This window comes from Ruegeria sp. B10, assembly GCF_056539825.1.
On sequence record NZ_JBQFVP010000008.1, the window covers coordinates 31678 to 48432 of the forward strand.

Annotated in this window: 14 protein-coding genes; 7 read left to right on the forward strand and 7 right to left on the reverse strand. The window is 59.8% G+C overall.

The features are described from left to right. Positions 1 to 153 precede the first annotated feature (153 nt). From ACR0J4_RS12255 to ACR0J4_RS12275, 5 genes are all read left to right on the forward strand, one after another. Entirely contained in the window at positions 154 to 1140 is a 987-nt protein-coding gene (locus ACR0J4_RS12255; protein ID WP_170460359.1) for a 2-hydroxyacid dehydrogenase, read from the forward strand. 19 nt (positions 1141 to 1159) lie between these two features. After that, complete coding sequence (gene ggt, locus ACR0J4_RS12260) at positions 1160 to 2953, forward strand: gamma-glutamyltransferase (protein ID WP_170643184.1); 1794 nt, start codon at positions 1160 to 1162, stop codon at positions 2951 to 2953. Between the two features lie 83 nt (positions 2954 to 3036). Then, a complete protein-coding gene (locus tag ACR0J4_RS12265) occupies positions 3037 to 4446 on the forward strand; it encodes an FAD-linked oxidase C-terminal domain-containing protein (RefSeq protein WP_170643183.1) in 1410 nt (469 codons plus the stop codon). An 86-nt stretch (positions 4447 to 4532) separates the two neighbouring features. Next, positions 4533 to 4793: a hypothetical protein gene (locus ACR0J4_RS12270; protein ID WP_170643182.1), complete on the forward strand. Its 261-nt coding sequence runs from the start codon at positions 4533 to 4535 to the stop codon at positions 4791 to 4793. Positions 4794 to 4935: 142 nt separating this feature from the next. Continuing rightward, positions 4936 to 7443 carry a GcvT family protein gene (locus tag ACR0J4_RS12275; protein ID WP_170643181.1) on the forward strand — a complete coding sequence of 836 codons (2508 nt, stop codon included), beginning with the start codon at positions 4936 to 4938 and terminating at the stop codon, positions 7441 to 7443. A gap of 74 nt (positions 7444 to 7517) precedes the next feature. Here the strand turns inward: ACR0J4_RS12275 and ACR0J4_RS12280 are convergent, their stop codons facing one another. Both ACR0J4_RS12280 and ACR0J4_RS12285 read right to left on the reverse strand, forming a co-directional pair. Then, the gene (locus tag ACR0J4_RS12280; RefSeq protein WP_170643180.1) at positions 7518 to 8171 is read right to left on the reverse strand and encodes a DUF938 domain-containing protein; all 654 of its coding nucleotides are present in this window, start codon (positions 8169 to 8171) and stop codon (positions 7518 to 7520) included. Further along, positions 8168 to 9241, reverse strand: a complete 1074-nt coding sequence (locus ACR0J4_RS12285) for an FAD-dependent oxidoreductase (RefSeq protein WP_170643179.1) — start codon at positions 9239 to 9241, stop codon at positions 8168 to 8170. The genes ACR0J4_RS12280 and ACR0J4_RS12285 overlap by 4 nt, the downstream gene beginning before the upstream one ends. A 179-nt stretch (positions 9242 to 9420) precedes the next feature. Between ACR0J4_RS12285 and ACR0J4_RS12290 the strand changes: the two genes are divergently transcribed. Continuing rightward, positions 9421 to 9810 (forward strand): hypothetical protein, encoded by a 390-nt coding sequence (locus tag ACR0J4_RS12290; RefSeq protein ID WP_480668698.1) that lies wholly within the window; start codon positions 9421 to 9423, stop codon positions 9808 to 9810. A gap of 3 nt (positions 9811 to 9813) precedes the next feature. Continuing rightward, positions 9814 to 11046, forward strand: a complete 1233-nt coding sequence (locus ACR0J4_RS12295; RefSeq protein WP_170374469.1) for an HlyD family secretion protein — start codon at positions 9814 to 9816, stop codon at positions 11044 to 11046. Between the two features lie 84 nt (positions 11047 to 11130). Here the strand turns inward: ACR0J4_RS12295 and ACR0J4_RS12300 are convergent, their stop codons facing one another. The 5 genes from ACR0J4_RS12300 to xdhC all read right to left on the reverse strand — a co-directional run bounded on the left by ACR0J4_RS12300 (position 11131) and on the right by xdhC (position 16754). Beyond that, on the reverse strand, positions 11131 to 12207 hold the full coding sequence (locus tag ACR0J4_RS12300; protein ID WP_170374472.1) for a BMP family ABC transporter substrate-binding protein: 1077 nt from the start codon (positions 12205 to 12207) through the stop codon (positions 11131 to 11133). 31 nt (positions 12208 to 12238) lie between these two features. Beyond that, a complete protein-coding gene (locus ACR0J4_RS12305; protein ID WP_170468428.1) occupies positions 12239 to 13159 on the reverse strand; it encodes an ABC transporter permease in 921 nt (306 codons plus the stop codon). After that, positions 13159 to 14241 carry an ABC transporter permease gene (locus ACR0J4_RS12310; protein WP_170374478.1) on the reverse strand — a complete coding sequence of 361 codons (1083 nt, stop codon included), beginning with the start codon at positions 14239 to 14241 and terminating at the stop codon, positions 13159 to 13161. Before ACR0J4_RS12310 ends, ACR0J4_RS12305 begins: the two co-directional genes overlap by 1 nt. A gap of 63 nt (positions 14242 to 14304) precedes the next feature. Then, a complete protein-coding gene (locus ACR0J4_RS12315) occupies positions 14305 to 15822 on the reverse strand; it encodes an ABC transporter ATP-binding protein (protein ID WP_170460379.1) in 1518 nt (505 codons plus the stop codon). Continuing rightward, complete coding sequence (gene xdhC / locus ACR0J4_RS12320) at positions 15819 to 16754, reverse strand: xanthine dehydrogenase accessory protein XdhC (protein ID WP_170643178.1); 936 nt, start codon at positions 16752 to 16754, stop codon at positions 15819 to 15821. The genes ACR0J4_RS12315 and xdhC overlap by 4 nt, the downstream gene beginning before the upstream one ends. Position 16755: the final 1 nt, after the last annotated feature.

A 16755-nucleotide genomic window follows, 5' to 3' on the forward strand; every position in this document is an offset into this window, starting at 1 on the left:
TAGAAGACCACTCACTGACTGCCTGCTCTTGTGCCTGTTGATCTGCTTTCGAAAAAAGGTCGACTCAATGCCTTTGGGGTTCTTGTGCCCCGCCTTATCCTGCGCCACGATGCCATGACGCAAGCGCGTTTGCAAAGCAGTGGGAGGGCGGAAGTGCCAAGAGAACGTCTGAGTGTTGTTGTTACGCGACGGTTGCCGGAAGCAGTGGAAACGCGACTGAGTGAGCTGTTTGATGTTCGCCTGCGCGACGATGACACTCCCATGACCCGCGAGGAACTGGTCGCCGCCGTGCAAGAGGCCGATGTGCTGGTGCCGACGGTGACCGACACAATCGACGGTGGTTTGTTGGGGCAGGCTGGTGAAAAGCTGCGTTTGATTGCCAATTACGGGGCAGGGGTCGACAATATCGACGTCTCAACCGCGCGTCAGCGTGGGATTCTGGTCTCGAACACTCCGGGTGTTCTGACCGACGATACGGCCGACATGACCATGGCGCTGATCCTGGCGGTGACTCGCCGTTTCCCAGAGGGCGTCGCGCTGATGCAGCAGGGCGATTGGTCCGGTTGGGCTCCGACCGCTTTGCTTGGTGGACGGATCGGAGGACGCCGTCTGGGTATTCTGGGTATGGGCCGGATCGGTCAGGCTGTTGCGCGCCGTGCCAGTGCTTTCGGGATGCAGGTACATTACAACAACCGCCGCAGGTTGCGCCCCGAGATTGAACAGGATCTGGAGGCGACATACTGGGAAAGCCTCGATCAGATGGTGGCGCGGATGGACGTCATATCGGTCCACTGCCCCTCGACCCCGTCGACTTTCCACCTGCTTAACGCGCGGCGATTGAAGCTGCTGAAGCCCTCGGCTGTGGTCGTCAACACGTCGCGAGGTGAGGTGATCGACGAAAACGCGCTTACGCGGCTGATCCGGTCCGGCGATATCGCGGGCGCCGGGTTGGATGTGTATGAACACGGCACGCAGGTGAACCCACGCCTTCGTAAGCTGCCCAACGTGGTGCTGCTGCCCCATATGGGATCGGCCACGCTGGAGGGGCGGATCGAGATGGGTGAGAAAGTTATTATCAATATCAAGACCTTCGAGGATGGGCACAGACCACCGGATCAGGTGGTCCCATCCATGCTGTAACCTTTTCCAGGAGCACGTTATGCGTATCAATCGGATTTCAGGATTACTTCTGTCTGTCGTTGCCTATACCGCTCCGGGCTTTGCCCAGGAAACAGCGGACTCCGTGGCCCCTGAAGGCGCGAGCGAAGGTCAGGTGCAGGCTCTGACCGACGAGTTGATCGCGGCGCTTGAGGCCAAAACAAGCGGCGTGCCCGTACAGTCCGAGAATTGGATGGTCGCTGCGGCCAACCCTCTGGCGGTTGAGGCCGGGGCGAAAATCCTGCGCGCCGGTGGATCGGCCGCGGATGCCATGGTCGCGGTGCAGGTTGTTCTGGGCCTGGTCGAGCCCCAATCCTCGGGCCTTGGGGGTGGGGCGTTTCTGGTCTGGTATGACGCCGCCACCGGACAGCTTACAACACTGGACGGGCGTGAGACGGCCCCGTTGGATGCGACGCCGACCCTGTTTCAGGATGAAAACGGCGAGCCCTTGCAGTTCTTTGATGCCGTCGTCGGAGGGTTGTCCGTTGGCACGCCCGGAACGCCTGCCTTGCTGGAAGAGGCGCACCGCCGTTGGGGCCGCTCCCCTTGGCCCGGGTTGTTCACCGACGGCATCCGGCTGGCGGATGACGGGTTCCTAGTTTCGCCTCGTCTGGCCAGTTTGGTCGCAAACGACGCCGAGCGTCTCTCGCGCTTCCCTGCAACGGCTGAGTATTTCCTGCCCGAAGGCGAGCCACTGCAGCAGGGCCAACGCCTGATGAACCCGGCCTATGCGGATACACTGCGCGCTCTGGCCGAGGACGGTGCCGCCGGGTTCTACGGCGGGCAAATCGCGTCAGATATCGTTCGGACCGTCCGCACCGCGCCGGGCAACCCCGGCGTATTGTCGGGAACCGATCTGGCCCTTTATCAGGTCATTGAACGTGATCCAGTCTGCGCCGCCTACCGCGCCTATGAGGTCTGCGGGATGGGACCGCCGTCCTCCGGGGCGCTGACCGTTGGGCAGATTCTGGGTATTCTGAACAGCTATGATCTGGCCGCGATGGGGCCTGAGAGCATGGAGGCATGGCGCCTGATCGGCGAAGCCTCACGCCTCGCCTTTGCGGATCGTGGGCGGTACATGGCCGATAGTGATTTCGTGCCGATGCCGACCGCCGGGCTGGTCGATCCGGACTATCTGGCGCAGCGTGCGGAGCTTTTGAACGCCGAGGGCGCGCTGATCGAGGTCGCTCCGGGCAATCCGGAGTTCGATCATGCGATGAACTGGGCTGATGACGAGTCATTGGAGCTGCCTTCGACCTCGCATATCTCGATCGTGGACAGTTACGGCAATGTCTTGTCAATGACGACGACGATTGAAAACGGCTTTGGTTCGCGTCTGATGACGAACGGGTTTTTGCTGAACAACGAACTGACCGATTTCTCTTTCCGCACCCATCGCGACGGAGTGCCCATAGCGAACCGTCTGGAACCCGGCAAGCGCCCGCGTTCGTCCATGAGCCCGACCATCGTCATGCAGGACGGCGCGCCGGTTCTGGCCATCGGGTCTCCGGGAGGCAGTCGTATCATTGGCTACGTTGCCAAGTCGATCATCGCCTGGGCGGATTGGGATATGGATGTGCAGCAGGCGATCTCGCTGCCGCATCTGGTCAACCGGTTCGGGACCTATGATGTCGAGGTGGACACTGCGGCTGAAGGCTATGCAGATGCGCTGATCGAAATCGGGTTCGAGGTGAACCCCCGCGACTTGACCTCGGGCCTGCATGCGATTGAGATCAGTGAAGGTCTCAGCGGTGGTGCGGACCATCGGCGTGAAGGGATCGCGCTGGGAGAATAAAATCTAGGTCTTACCCGGCTCGGGTGGGCCTTTTCGACACATTGGGAAAGGCCCGTGCATCTGGCGGGCAGGAAAGGGGTAGCATGGTGCAGGCGACGGCTTTGCCGAGAAATGAGGCTGGGATTGGAACGGCGCTCGGCATCTTGAAGCAACAATTTGGGGATCGTCTGCAAACCGGTGCGGCCATCCGCGAACAGCATGGCCACACCACAACCTGGATCACCAATCAAAGCCCGGATGCGGTGGTGTTTCCCCACACCACGCAGGAGGTTTCTGAGATCGTCAAAACCTGCGCCGCGCATAAGGTGCCCGTGATCGCATTTGGCACGGGCACCTCTCTTGAGGGGCATGTGAACGCGCCTGCTGGTGGGGTGTCGGTCGATCTGACCCAGATGAACAAGGTGCTGGCGGTGCATACCGAGGATCTTGATTGCGTCGTGCAACCCGGCGTCACGCGTGAAGATCTGAACACCCATCTGCGCGATCAGGGCCTGTTCTTTCCGATTGATCCCGGTGCAAATGCCTCACTCGGCGGGATGGCTGCGACCCGCGCGTCCGGGACCAATGCGGTGCGCTATGGCACCATGCGGGACAATGTACTGAGTCTTGAGGCGGTGATGCCCGATGGGCAGATCATCCGAACCGGCAATCGCGCCAAGAAATCCTCGGCAGGGTACGATTTGGCGCGGCTTTTGATCGGCGCCGAAGGCACGTTGGGCATCATCACCGAACTTACCCTGCGCCTGCATGGCATCCCCGAGGCGATCAGCTCCGCCCGCTGCTCTTTCCCGACTGTCGATGCCGCCTGCCGGGCGGTAATGATGACGATCCAATACGGCGTGCCCGTCGCGCGGATCGAATTGCTGGATGAACTATCCGTCAAAGCCGCCAATTCATATTCCGGCCTGACCCTGCCGGAAACGCCTCTGCTGCTGTTGGAGTTCCACGGCTCGGACGCAAGCGCAGCCGAACAGGCCGAGACCTTTGGTCAGATCGCAGAAGAGTTTGGCGGCACAGACTTTGCGGCAACCTCGACCACCGAGGAACGCAATAAGCTCTGGCAAGCGCGACACGACATGTACTGGGCCAGCCTTCAGTTGCGACCGGGCGCCAAAGGGATCTCGACCGATGTCTGCGTGCCGATTTCCCGTCTAGCCGAGGCCGTAGGGGCCGCTCAGGACAAAGCGGCTGAGCTTGACTTGCTTGCGCCTATTGTAGGGCATGTCGGCGACGGGAACTTTCACACGCTGCCCCTGATCGACATGGACGACGCCGAAGAAGTCCGCCGGGCCGATGAATTTGTCGGATGGCTAAACGATCTGGCCATCTCGATGGAGGGCACCTGCTCGGGCGAGCATGGCATCGGGCAGGGCAAGCGCCCCTATCTTGAAAAAGAACTGGGTCAGGCAACACACTACATGGCCGCGATCAAGGCCGCGCTGGACCCCGACAACATCATGAATCCGGGAAAGATACTGGCCGATCACACCTAGCAGTTTCCGCGATCTTGTCCGCTTTGTGCCCACAAAACGTCTAGGTGATGTGGTGTCTTACGGCGAAAGACGAACAGGTGATCGACATGAGTGCAAAATATCTGGCTGGCTTTGTCGCGGTGGCCGGGCTGGCGGTCGCGGGGCTGGACTACTACCAGAAAGCCAAAGCCTCGGGTGACGGGTTTAGTGCAAGCGACTATATCGCAGCCTTCACCGGCGGGGCCGAGGATGCGCCCGCAAGCGTTGACAGCACACCGGAAGTTCAGGAACCCGAAGCCGTCGAGCCGCCTGGCAAGCTGGTGTGCAAGACCGTCGGAAACACCAAGCGGTGTCGCTCGGAAGGCTGACGGCTGGTTCTAAGTCGCCATTTAACGACCTGCACCTCCCGTGCGGGTCGTTTTTCTTATATCACTGGTCGGATGGCTTCCGCGATTGATTTTGGAATCAAGCCATATGGTGGCAACAGATTCCAAGGGGAGACACCCGGTTATGAAAACCCAAGTCAAAGCACTGGTCGTTGGCGGCGGCGCCGTCGGAACATCGATTGCCTATCACCTGGCCAAAGCGGGCTGGGATGATGTGATGTTGATCGAGCGGGACGAGCTGACCTCAGGCTCGACCTGGCACGCGGCGGGCTTGCTGCCGCTGTTCAACATGTCTTACGCGACGACCCACATCCACAAGTATTCGGTCGATTTCTACAAGCAGCTTGAAGAAGAGACCGGCCTGAACGCGGGTTTCGCCGTGGTCGGCAACTTGCGCATGGCACAAACGCAAGAGCGTATGGACGAATACATGCTCTATGCGTCTACAGCTGAGACCTGTGACGTTGCTTACGAGTGGCTGACTCCCGAGCAGATCAAGGAACGCTGGCCGCTGATCGAAACCGGCGACCTAAAAGGTGCGATCTATCACACCGAAGATGGCTATATTAACCCTGCTGACGTGACCCAAGCGATGGCCAAAGGTGCCCGTCAGCGCGGCGTCGACATCGTTCGCAAGATGCAGGCGGATGCCTTCCATTGGAACGGCACTCATTGGGAAGTCACATGCACCAAGATGATCGAGCAGGGCGGCAACCTTGTTCCCTCCGACGAGCAGGTGGTGATCACCGCCGAGCACGTCGTGACCGCATCGGGCAACCACGCGCAGCGCACCGCCAAGATGCTGGGCATCAAGATGCCCGCGATCCCGGTTGAGCACACGTTCATCGTCATGGACAAAGACCCTGAGCTGGTCAAATGGCGTGAAGCCGGTAACCCCGAGCACCCCGTTGTGCGTGACGCCGACAACGAGTCTTATGCGCGTGAAGAACGCGGTGGCTGGATTCTGGGTATCTACGAACATGGCGCACCAGCGCGTTTCGAACATGGCGTGCCGGACAGCTTCCGCGCTGACCTGTTCCCGCTGGATATTGACCGGATCGCGGATCAGTACATGGCGATGGCCGAACGCGTACCGTCTTGCGCCGATTCCGGCCTGAAAGACGATTTCAACGGCCCGATCTGCTACACCCCAGACGGCAACCCGCTGGTTGGTCCGGCTCCGGGTCTGCGCAACATGTGGCTGGCCGAGGGCTTCAGCTTCGGTATCACCGCTGCAGGCGGCACAGGCTACTATCTGGCGCAGATGATGGTCGATGGCGAAGCCGAGATCGATATGGCCTCGCTGGACCCCAAACGCTACAGCAGCAACTGGATGACCACCGAGTTTGCAGCGCGCAAGAACGAAGAGTGCTATGAGCACGTCTACATCCTGCACCACCCGGATGAAGAGCGTGAAGCCTGCCGCCCGCTGCGGACCGTTCCGGCATACGATCGCCAGAAAGCGCGCGGTGCTCAGTTCGGCTGGGTGAACGGTTGGGAACGTCCGAACTATTTCGGCCCTGTTGATGCACCGGACAATTTCGACAAGGAAAGCCGCTCGTTCCGCCGTGGTGGCTGGTGGCAATATGCAGTCGAAGAAGCCAAAGCGATCCGTGAAGGCGTTGGCCTGATCGACGCGTCGGCCTTTACAAAGCATGTCGTCAAAGGTCCCGGAGCGACCCAGTTCCTGGATTGGTTCACCTGCAACAAGCTGCCCAAGGTCGGTCGTATCAACCTGACCTACGCGCTGACATCGCACGGCACCACCCGTACCGAATACACCATCGTCCGCAACGGCGAGAACAACTACTACATCGTTTCTGCCGGTGCCTGGACCGAGTACGACGCGGACTATCTGCGTAAGGCGGCCGAGGAAAAGATGGACGAGTTCGGTTACATCGAAATCCAGGACGTGACTACTCAGTGGGGCGTCTTTGCTATTGCCGGACCCAAGTCGCGTGACGTGCTGAAAGAAGTCATCAAGGACGCCGATCCGGAAACCGCGCTGTCCAACAAGCGCTTCCCGTGGCTGTCGGCCCGCCAGATCGAACTGGGAATGTGCCCGGTCAACGCGATCCGCGTGGCCTATACTGGTGAGTTGGGTTGGGAACTGCACCACCCGATCGAAATGCAGAACTACTTGTTCGACCTGCTGGAAAAGGCGGGTGAGAAGCACGGTATGAAGCTGGTTGGCGCCCGCGCCCAGAACTGGCTGCGTCAGGAGAAATCCTATCGCGCTTTCGGTACCGAACTGGGCCGCGACGCGACCCCGCTGGAAGCCGACCTGCCGCGCTTTGTCGACCTGTCGAAAGACTTCTACGGCAAGGCCAAGCTGGAAGAGACTGGCGTGCGTTTCAAGTGCTGCACGCTTCTGATCGACGGACCGGAAGATGCCGACCCGTGGGGCCGCGAGGCGCTCTACACGCCGGAAGGCACTCGCGTGGGTCGTCTGACCTCGGGCGGTTACTCGGTGGCGTTCGAGAAATCCATCGGCATGGGGTATGTGACGCCTGATCTCGCGGTTGAAGGCACAAAACTGAAGGTCAAGATTCAGGACAAGCTGTGGGATGCAGTCGTCACCTGCGACAGCCCCTACGACCCGAAGAACGAAACCATCCGCAAAGACGGCTGAGATCTTGGAGAACTGCGGCGGCGCGAGTGAATGCGCCGCCTGCGCCAGCAGGCTTTGACCGGCCCAATCGTTGGTCAGGTTTTCGGCCTTTGAGCAACAAACGCCAGATTGTTGGAGGGCATTTCGACCAAGTGAAGCAGTTGCAGGCCGTAGTGCTGTAGGCAGGCTTTGATCTCTGTGTCGTTCTTGTACCCGATCTCTGGATCTTGTGAGATCAGGGCTTCGTGAAACTTCTCGTCGCCTGGGCTGGTCAAAGCGCCGGCTCGCATGAAGGGGCCGTAAATGATCAAGCGACCTGCCGGACTCAGAGCCTTTGAGGCCTCGCTGAGAAACGTGTCAGTTTCTGGCCAAGAGATCAGGTGCAGCAGGTTGATCAGAACGATCAGGTCCTGCTCTTGGAATGCCTCATGCCAGCCTGCAGTGGTTGCATCTAAATCGGTGGCGGGCAGAATATTGGCGACACCCGTCGCATAGGCGTCGATGCTGGCGCGGCGTTCGGGGTCGATTTCTGTGGGTTGCCATACCAAGTTGGGCAGTGTGCGCGCAAAGGCGGCAACATGCTGGCCGGTGCCGCTGGCGATTTCCAGTGCGCGGCCCGCGGCAGGCGCCATCTTGGCCAGCAAGGCGCATAGCGCGTCCGAGTTGCGGCTTGCGGCTGGGGCGATCATACGGGCCCCATCGCCTTGCGTCGCGACGCTGGCATTCGAAGGCAGAGCGCGTTTGGTCATGATCGCAACCTTTCCACATGCAACTGATTGACGATGTCTTCAGGTAGTTCAGACGGCGCCCCCGTCACAAGGCTGGCGAGATGGGACGATGCAGCTGGCGATGTCTGGAACCCGTACCCACCTTGACCCGAGCACCAGATGAACGAGCGGTCCTGTGGATCTGGCCCCAGCACCAACGTGCCATCCGCCACGAAGCTACGCAGCCCGGCCCAGTTCGCCTCGAGCCGCGTGACGGGAGTTGTCACCATAGCCTCATACCGCGCCAGACCTTCTGCAAGAACCATATCGTCGGCATAGGCGTCATGAGGTATTGTCGGTTCGGCCTCGGAGGGTGAGACCAGATACTTCCCCGCATCAGGCTTGGCGTACCAACCTTCTCCCGGCCCCATCAGCATGGGCCAGTTGGATACGTCATGCCCTCCGGGTGCGGGAATGCGCGCCATGGAGCGGCGTTTCGGCACGATGCCGATAGGCGGCAGACCAGCCATCGCGGCGACCTCATCCACCCAAGCGCCAGCTGCATTGACCAAGTTTCGGGCCTCGAACACATCGCCCGCCTGAACGACCCAATGGCCGCTTTTGCGGATATCTGTGACGGCCTGGCGGGTCAGGACCGCGCCGCCATTGCCTCGGATCACGCGCGCGAAGTCCTGCATCAGGCGGTCGGTATCGATGTCGAAGGCGTCCACACTGATGGCGGCATGGGCCAGAACGTCCGGGTTCAGGATCGGGACTTTGTCGATGGCTTGCTGCGGTGAAATGGAGCGTACGTTCAATTCTTCGACGTCTTTGGCAAACAGGTCAGCCTGATCGTGGCCTGCAACCAGCATGAGGCCTCGGGGGGTCAGGTAGCCTTCGTTCGCTGATCGCAGGTAATCGACCCCGGCCCGATTGAGCGCAACCACCGAGGGCGGGCCGTAGTTTTCCTCGAACATCGCAGCCGAGCGACCCGATGAGTGATAGCCCAGAGCGTCCTCGCCCTCGAGAACAGTGACAGAGCCATGAGCAGACAAACGCGCGCCCGCGCTGAGGCCCGCGATGCCGCCGCCGATGATTAGAAAGTCGATCATCGCAGGGTGACCGGGATGGATTGTGATGAAGCAGATGTCATAAGGGTCTTGGTGCTTGTTATAAGAATATGCTTGGATTTCGGGAGACTATAAGCAGGCTTGAATTTGGCGATCAACCCGGCCAAAGACGCATCATAGAAAAGAAGGAGATTAAGGTGACTGCAGCGGACCTCCATCCCATGGCCACGGGACATATCCCAAAATATGTCGTCGCAGCCGATGGGAGCGACTACCTCTTTTCGGCAATGGTCGTGTTTTTTGTCGTTCTGGTTGTGTTGATTGGTGTCGGATATCTGACGCTGCATTCGGTGCCCGAGAAAATGGCGCATGAGAACAATCACCCTCAGTTCCAGCTGGTGGGTATTTTGGCGCTGTTGGCGCTGTTTACACATAACGGCATTTTCTGGATCGCGGCCGTTCTGGTTGCCGGGTTCCAATTCCCCGATTTTGCGACCCCGATGCGAAACATAGCGGATGCCATTCGCTCACTCGGACAGTCTCTTGCACCTCAGGCTACTGCCGAACCGGCCCCTCCGGCACCACAAAACACCACCACGCTGGAGCAGTAAGCCATGATCGAAACGATGCTCTGCGCCCTGATTACGGTGCTGCCGGATTTCCTGTTCCGACGCTTTGTCCAAGGCAAGCGGATCGGGCATGAGATCACCCTTTTCACCATGTGGTACGAGCTGCGCTGGGGCTTGACCACCTGTGCCATTCTGGCGCTGTCCGTGATCACCACGCTGTTCTACTTTCATCCGGCCTCCAGCACGGCGGCCTCGTATTTCCGGACGGTCACGATCCTGCCGCAACTGGGCGGGCGGGTGTCTGAGGTCTATGTCAGCAACAACGATACGGTGACAGCGGGCCAGCCGATTTTCCGGATCGAAGATTTCACCCAGCAGGCGCAGGTTCAGGCCGCCCATGCACAGATCGCGCAGGTTCAAGCCTCACTGAAAGTGGCCGAGACGGACCTGGCGCAGGCGGATGCCGGGATCGCTGGTGCGCGCGCGGCTTTGGCGCAATCGGTCGAAGACCTAGAGCGTAACACCACACTGCGCGACGAAGGCTCCAGCGCGGTGCGTCTGGCCGAGATCGAGCGGTTGGAGAATCTGGTGGCTGAGCGCGAAGCGCAGGTCACTGCCGCCCAGTCACAACGCGCCGCCGTGGTGCAGCAGATTGAGGAGCTGATCCCAGCCCAACTGGCCAGTGCCAATGCGCAGCTGGATGCGGCCCTGACCGAGCTGGACAAGACGGTGATCAGCGCGGGCGTTACAGGTCGGATCGAACAGTTCGGTCTGCAGGTTGGTGACTATGTCAGCCCGCTGTTGCGCCCGGCTGGCATTCTGGTGCCTTCGCACTCGGGCCATGATCGTTTTCAGGCTGCGTTCAACCAGATGTCTGCTCAGGTCATCAAACCTGGAATGATTGGAGAACTGGGTTGCATGACCAAACCCTTCACGGTGATCCCGATGGTTGTGGTCGAGGTGCAGGACGTCATCCCCTCAGGTCAGATTCGCCCAACAGACGAGTTGCGGGACGTCCAGCACAACAAAGTGCCGGGTTCGATTCTGGTGTATATGGAGCCGTTGTATAAAGGCATGGCGGATGACATCCCTCCGGGCAGCAACTGTCTGGCGAATGTCTATACCGACAACCACCACAAGCTAGAGGATGAAAGCCTAGGGTTCTGGAACAAGGCGTTCCTGCATGTGGTCGACACGATTGGAGTGGTTCATGCGGCCGGTCTGCGGTTGCGTCTGATCCTGATGCCGGTGAACACCTTGGTGCTGACGGGGCACTGAGGTTTCAAACCTTGATCTGGGCAATGTAGCCCAAAAAAAGGCCCGCTAAATGCGGGCCTTTGGTTTTTCGATACGCCCTGCAGCTTACTGCGGGATCTCGCCTTCCAGACCTTCGATGTAGAAGTTCATACCTGCCAGCGTTCCGTCATCTGCGACCTCACCTTCGGCCAGCCAGTCGCTGCCATCCTGCTTTTTGATCGGGCCGGTGAAGGGGTGGTATTCACCTGCAGCCATGGCCGCTTTCAGCGCCAGAGCCTCTTCTTTGACATCAGCGGGAACTGCATCCGAGATCTCGCCGATTGCGACCATACCCTCGCGGATGCCGTCCCATGTGTTGGCGCTTTCCCATGTGCCATCCATGACGGCCTTGGTCCGTGCGATGTAGTAGGGCGCCCAGTCATCGATGATCGAGGATACGCGCGGGAACGGGGCGTACTCGCTCATGTCCGAGGCCTGACCGAAGGTCACGACATTGCCAGCCTCTTGCGCAGCCGCCTGAGGCGCGGTCGAGTCGGTGTGCTGCAGGATCACGTCTGCGCCCTGTTCGATCAGAACGGTAGCGGCGTCAGCCTCTTTCGCAGGGTCGAACCAAGTGTAGGCCCAGACGATCTTGAATTCGACATCCGGGTTCACCTTTTTGGCGTGCAGATAGGCCGAGTTGATGCCACGGATCACCTCAGGGATCGGGTAGGACCCGATATAGCCGATGATGTTCGACTTGGTCATCTTACCCGCGATGTGGCCCTGAACGGCACGACCTTCATAGAAACGGGCCGAGTAGACCGCGACGTTGTCGGCGGTTTTGTAGCCGGTCGCGTGTTCGAATTTCACGTTCGGAAATTTCTTCGCCACGTTGATGGTCGGATCCATATAGCCGAACGAGGTGGTGAAGATCAGGTCAGCGCCTTCCAGCGCCATTTGCGTCATGACGCGCTCGGCATCCGGGCCTTCGGGAACGGATTCGACAAAGACGGTTTCAACCTTGTCGCCGAACTCTTCCTCAACGGCTAGGCGGCCTTTGTTGTGTTCGTAAGTCCAGCCACCGTCGCCCACCGGGCCGACATAGACGAAGCCGACCTTGGTTTTGTCGTCGGCGGCCATGGCCCCCGAGGCCAGACCCAGCGCCATGGCGGCGCTTGCCAGAAGTGTCGTGAATTTCATGTGTTACTCCCCAAGTTGGTTCAGTTGGCCCCTAGTGCGAGGCGTGGAAAATCCGGCCCAGTGAGGCAGGTGCGCTGCTCTTGTCGGCCGAAAGGATCACAAGCACAAGGATCGTGATAATGTAGGGCGACATTGCCAGATACTCGACAGGAATGGCAACGCCCGCTGCCTGCAAATTAAGCTGCAACACGGTGATGCCGCCAAACAAATAGGCACCCAGTAAGGCGCGCCATGGCTTCCAGCTGGCGAACACCACCAGTGCCAGTGCGATCCAGCCGACACCGGCGGTCATGCCCTCTGTCCACTGCGGGACACGGATCAGGCTGATATAGGCGCCGCCCAGCCCGGCACAGGCCCCGCCGAACAGGATCGCCATGATGCGGATCTTGATGACTTTGTAGCCCAACGCATGCGCTGCATCGTGGTTTTCACCCACCGCGCGCAGGATCAGACCAACACGCGTGTATTTCAGCGTCGCCCAAACACCCGCAGTCAAAGCGATGCCGACATAGAGGATCGGGTCATGCTGGAAAAAGATCGGCCCGATGACAGGGATATCGCTGATCAGGGGGATATGAATATCCTCCATGCTGGGGGGTTTGATCCCCACATAGCTTTGGCCCAGAAGGGCACTGAACCCGAGGCCGAACAATGTCAGCGCAAGGCCACTGGCCACCTGATTGGCCAGAGCGACCTGTGTCAGCAACACGAACAGTAGTGACAGCACCGCACCGCCAATAGCTGACGCGATAAAACCCAGCCATGGCGAGCCGGTTTCCACCGAGATCGCGAAACCGCTGATCGCGCCGACGATCATCATGCCTTCGACGCCGAGGTTCAGAACGCCTGCTTTTTCGACGACCAGCTCTCCGATCGCGGCCAGCAGCAGGGGGGTCGCCGCAACCATGAGCGAGGCGACCAGAAGGACGGGATTGATTTCACCAAGATCCATTACGCTACCTCGCTACGGGCCGCACGGATGCGGTAGTTTGTCAGAAGATCGAATGCCAGCAGGAAGAACAAAAGCATCCCCTGGAACACCTGAATGGCAGCGGCAGGCAGCCCGAGCTGAGACTGCGCGATTTCACCGCCGATATAGGTCAGCGCCATCAAGCCACCGGCCAGCAGGATACCCACTGGGTGCAGTCGGCCTAAAAAGGCTACAATGATCGCTGTGAAGCCGTAGCCAACGTTAAAGTCGATACTGACCACACCCGAAGGGCCTGAGACTTCGAACATCCCCGCCAGACCGGCCAGAGCGCCGGACAGGCCCAGACAAAACAGGATCAGACGGGCAGGATTCACACCAGCAAACTTTGCAGCACGCGGAGCTTCACCGGTCAGACGGATGTGAAAGCCCAGCATGTGCCGGTTCAGAAGGACATAGGAAAAGATCACTGCGATGAGGGCAGTCACGACACCCCAGTGCATCCCAGATCCCGCGATCAATTCGGCATTATGCGCACTGTCATAGGATTGCAGGTTACGCGAACCGGGAAAGCCAAACCCCTCGGGGTTCTTCAACAGGCCCAAAGACACCGATGCCAACATCTGTTCGGCCACGTAAACTAGCATCAGTGACACGAGGATTTCGTTGGTGCCGAAGCGCACCTTCAGAAAGGCCGGGATCATCGCCCAAAGCCAGCCACCGAACGCGCCTGCTATCACCATGATCGGAAAGATGTAGAACGCGTCCAGAGGGTAAAAGGCCAGCCCGGCCCCGGCCCCGAAGATGGCCCCCATGATGTACTGCCCTTCCGCCCCGATATTCCAGATGCCCGCGCGGAAACCCAACGCCAGGCCGATCGCAATCAGCACCAATGGCGCGCCTTTCACCAGCAGTTGCGGGCGGTAGTAAAATGCGAACTCGCCGAACAGGGGCTCCCAAAAGATGGTGCCGATGGCCTCGATCGGGTTTTTGCCCAGAATGGCGAACAAGATGCCGCCGAAGACCATCGTAGCAATCACCGCCACCACGGGGGTCGCATAGGACCACGCTTTCGACGGTTGCGGTCGTTTCTCCAACACAATCATGTACTTATTCCCCGCCCGTCTTCATCTTGTTCCAAATACTCTCGCCGAAGGCGACGCGACAGATCACACATGCGCCACCTCCATGCCATGGGCGCCGCCCATCATTAGGCCGATCTCGTCAACGGTCAGGCCGGTGGTTTCGCGAGGCGCGCTCAGCCGCCCTTCGTTCAGGGCCGCAAAACTATCTGAGATCTCCATCAACTCGTCCAAGTCCTGACTGATGCAGATCACCGCTGTTCCCTTGGCCGCCAGATCCAGAATGGCCTGCCGGATCGACGCAGCCGCCGCCGCATCTACACCCCATGTCGGTTGGTTCACCACCAGAACCTCAGGGTTCTGCAAGACTTCCCGACCAATCACGAATTTCTGCAGGTTCCCGCCTGAAAGCGACCGTGCCGCGTTTTCAGGCCCGGGCGTTCTGACGTCAAACGCGCTTATGATCTTCTCCGCGAAGCTTTTGGTCTCGGACCATTTGAGGAACCCTTTGTTTTCCAAACCTTCGCGCACCGACCCGGTCAGCAGGGCGTTCTCAGTCAGGCTCATATCCGGCGCAGCGGCATGACCCAGGCGTTCCTCGGGTGCGGTCAGTACACCCAGTTTCCGGCGGGCAGTGGGGCCGAGTTTGCCGATCTGCTGACCATTGAACTTGATCGCGTCGGCAGGGGTTTGAATCTCACCGGACAGCACGCCCAGCAACTCATCCTGACCGTTGCCAGCGACACCGCCAATGCCAAGAACCTCACCCTTGCGGACCGTCATGTGGACGTTCTTCAGCGCTGTTCCAAATTCCGAAGGCGACGGCACCGATAGACCGCTGACATCCAACGCAACCTCACCGAACTCACGGCCCGAGCGTTCGGGCGTTTGCAGCGTTGATCCCACCATCATCTCGGCCATGTCGCGTGCGGATGTTTCGGCTGGAATACACTCGCCTACATTCTTGCCCAGCCGCAGGATCGTGGCGTGGTCACAGAGCGTGCGGATTTCTTCCAGCTTGTGCGAGATATAGAGGATCGAGGTGCCCTCAGACCGCAATTTATTCAAAGTTTCAAACAGGATTTCGACCTCTTGCGGGGTCAGCACGCTGGTTGGTTCGTCCATGATCAGCAGCTTGGGGTCCTGCAGCAGACAGCGGATGATCTCAACCCGCTGACGCTCCCCCGCGGACAGATCGCCGACCGTGCGGTAAGGGTCCAAAGGCAGGCCGTAGGTCTCGGACACTTCGCGGATCCGCGAGGCCAGATCGCCCATGGGCGGCGGGTTTTCCATCCCCAACGCAATATTCTCGGCCACGTTCAGCGCGTCGAACAGTGAGAAGTGCTGGAACACCATCGCAATCCCGTCCGCCCGCGCCGCGCGGGGTTCCGCTGGGGCGAAGGGTTGGCCGCGCAGCATCATGGTGCCGCTGTCTGGCTTCACCAGGCCATAGATCATCTTGACCAGCGTAGATTTCCCCGCGCCGTTTTCGCCCAAAAGCGCATGTACTTCGCCTTCGCCGATGTCGAACGACACCTGATCATTGGCCACGACGCCGGGATAGGCTTTGGTCAGCCCTTGCAGGCTTAAGAGTGGAGTGGTCACGCGCTCAGGTCCTTCTTCAACTCAGTCTGTCGGGCCGGACGCAGAAGCTGCGCGGCGACGCCAACGGCGATCATTTGCGGGTGTTTGCCCAGAGCGGGATCGCCGATTGGACAGGTGATCCGGCTGATCTGTTCAGGTGAATGCCCAAGAGCTGCCAGCCGCGACCGGAATCGCGCCCATTTCGTAGCCGAGCCGATCAGCCCCGCAAAGCGGAAATCATGCGAAAGCAGCCGGTTGCACAGCTCTAAATCCAGATTGTGTGAGTAAGTAAGCACAAGATGCTCGGCATTGGACGGTGTATGGCTAACCAGCTCGGCTGGTTTGGCCGCTGGAACTGTGGTGACACCATTTGGAACCAAGGCCGGGAAGCGCTCGGGTCCGGTATCGACCCAGGTGATCGCGATGTCGGGTAGGGGGGACAGAACGTCGACCAACGCCCGGCCCACATGGCCAGCGCCCCAGATCCACAGGTTTCGGGTTGGCTTGTGAACCGGCTCAACCATCCAGCCGTCGATCAGCTGCGGTTCGGGGGCAATTCCCTGACCGCGCGTAGTTGTCAGCAACCGTTTCACGGAAAGAGGCATTTCGCTTTCCAAAGCGGATCGCGCTATGACCGTGTCGTCGAGGGCTTCAAGCGCCTTTTGATCAAAGACCTCGCTGAACAGTGAAACTGCACCGCCGCAGCATTGGCCCAATTCGGGGCCAAGCGCGTGATGGGTCAGACGGGCGGGTAGGGATTGGGACCGCGCAGCTTCGGCAGCCTGAAACTCCAAAGTGCCGCCGCCGATCGTTCCGCTCTGGCCACCCGGCCAGACCAACATCGCGGCGCCAACCTCGCGTGGGGACGAGCCCTTGATAGCAGCGATGACCACACGAGTCACCTGTCCGTGGGTTTTGACCGCTTCCCTCAATGCCTCCAGGTCAAATCCCATC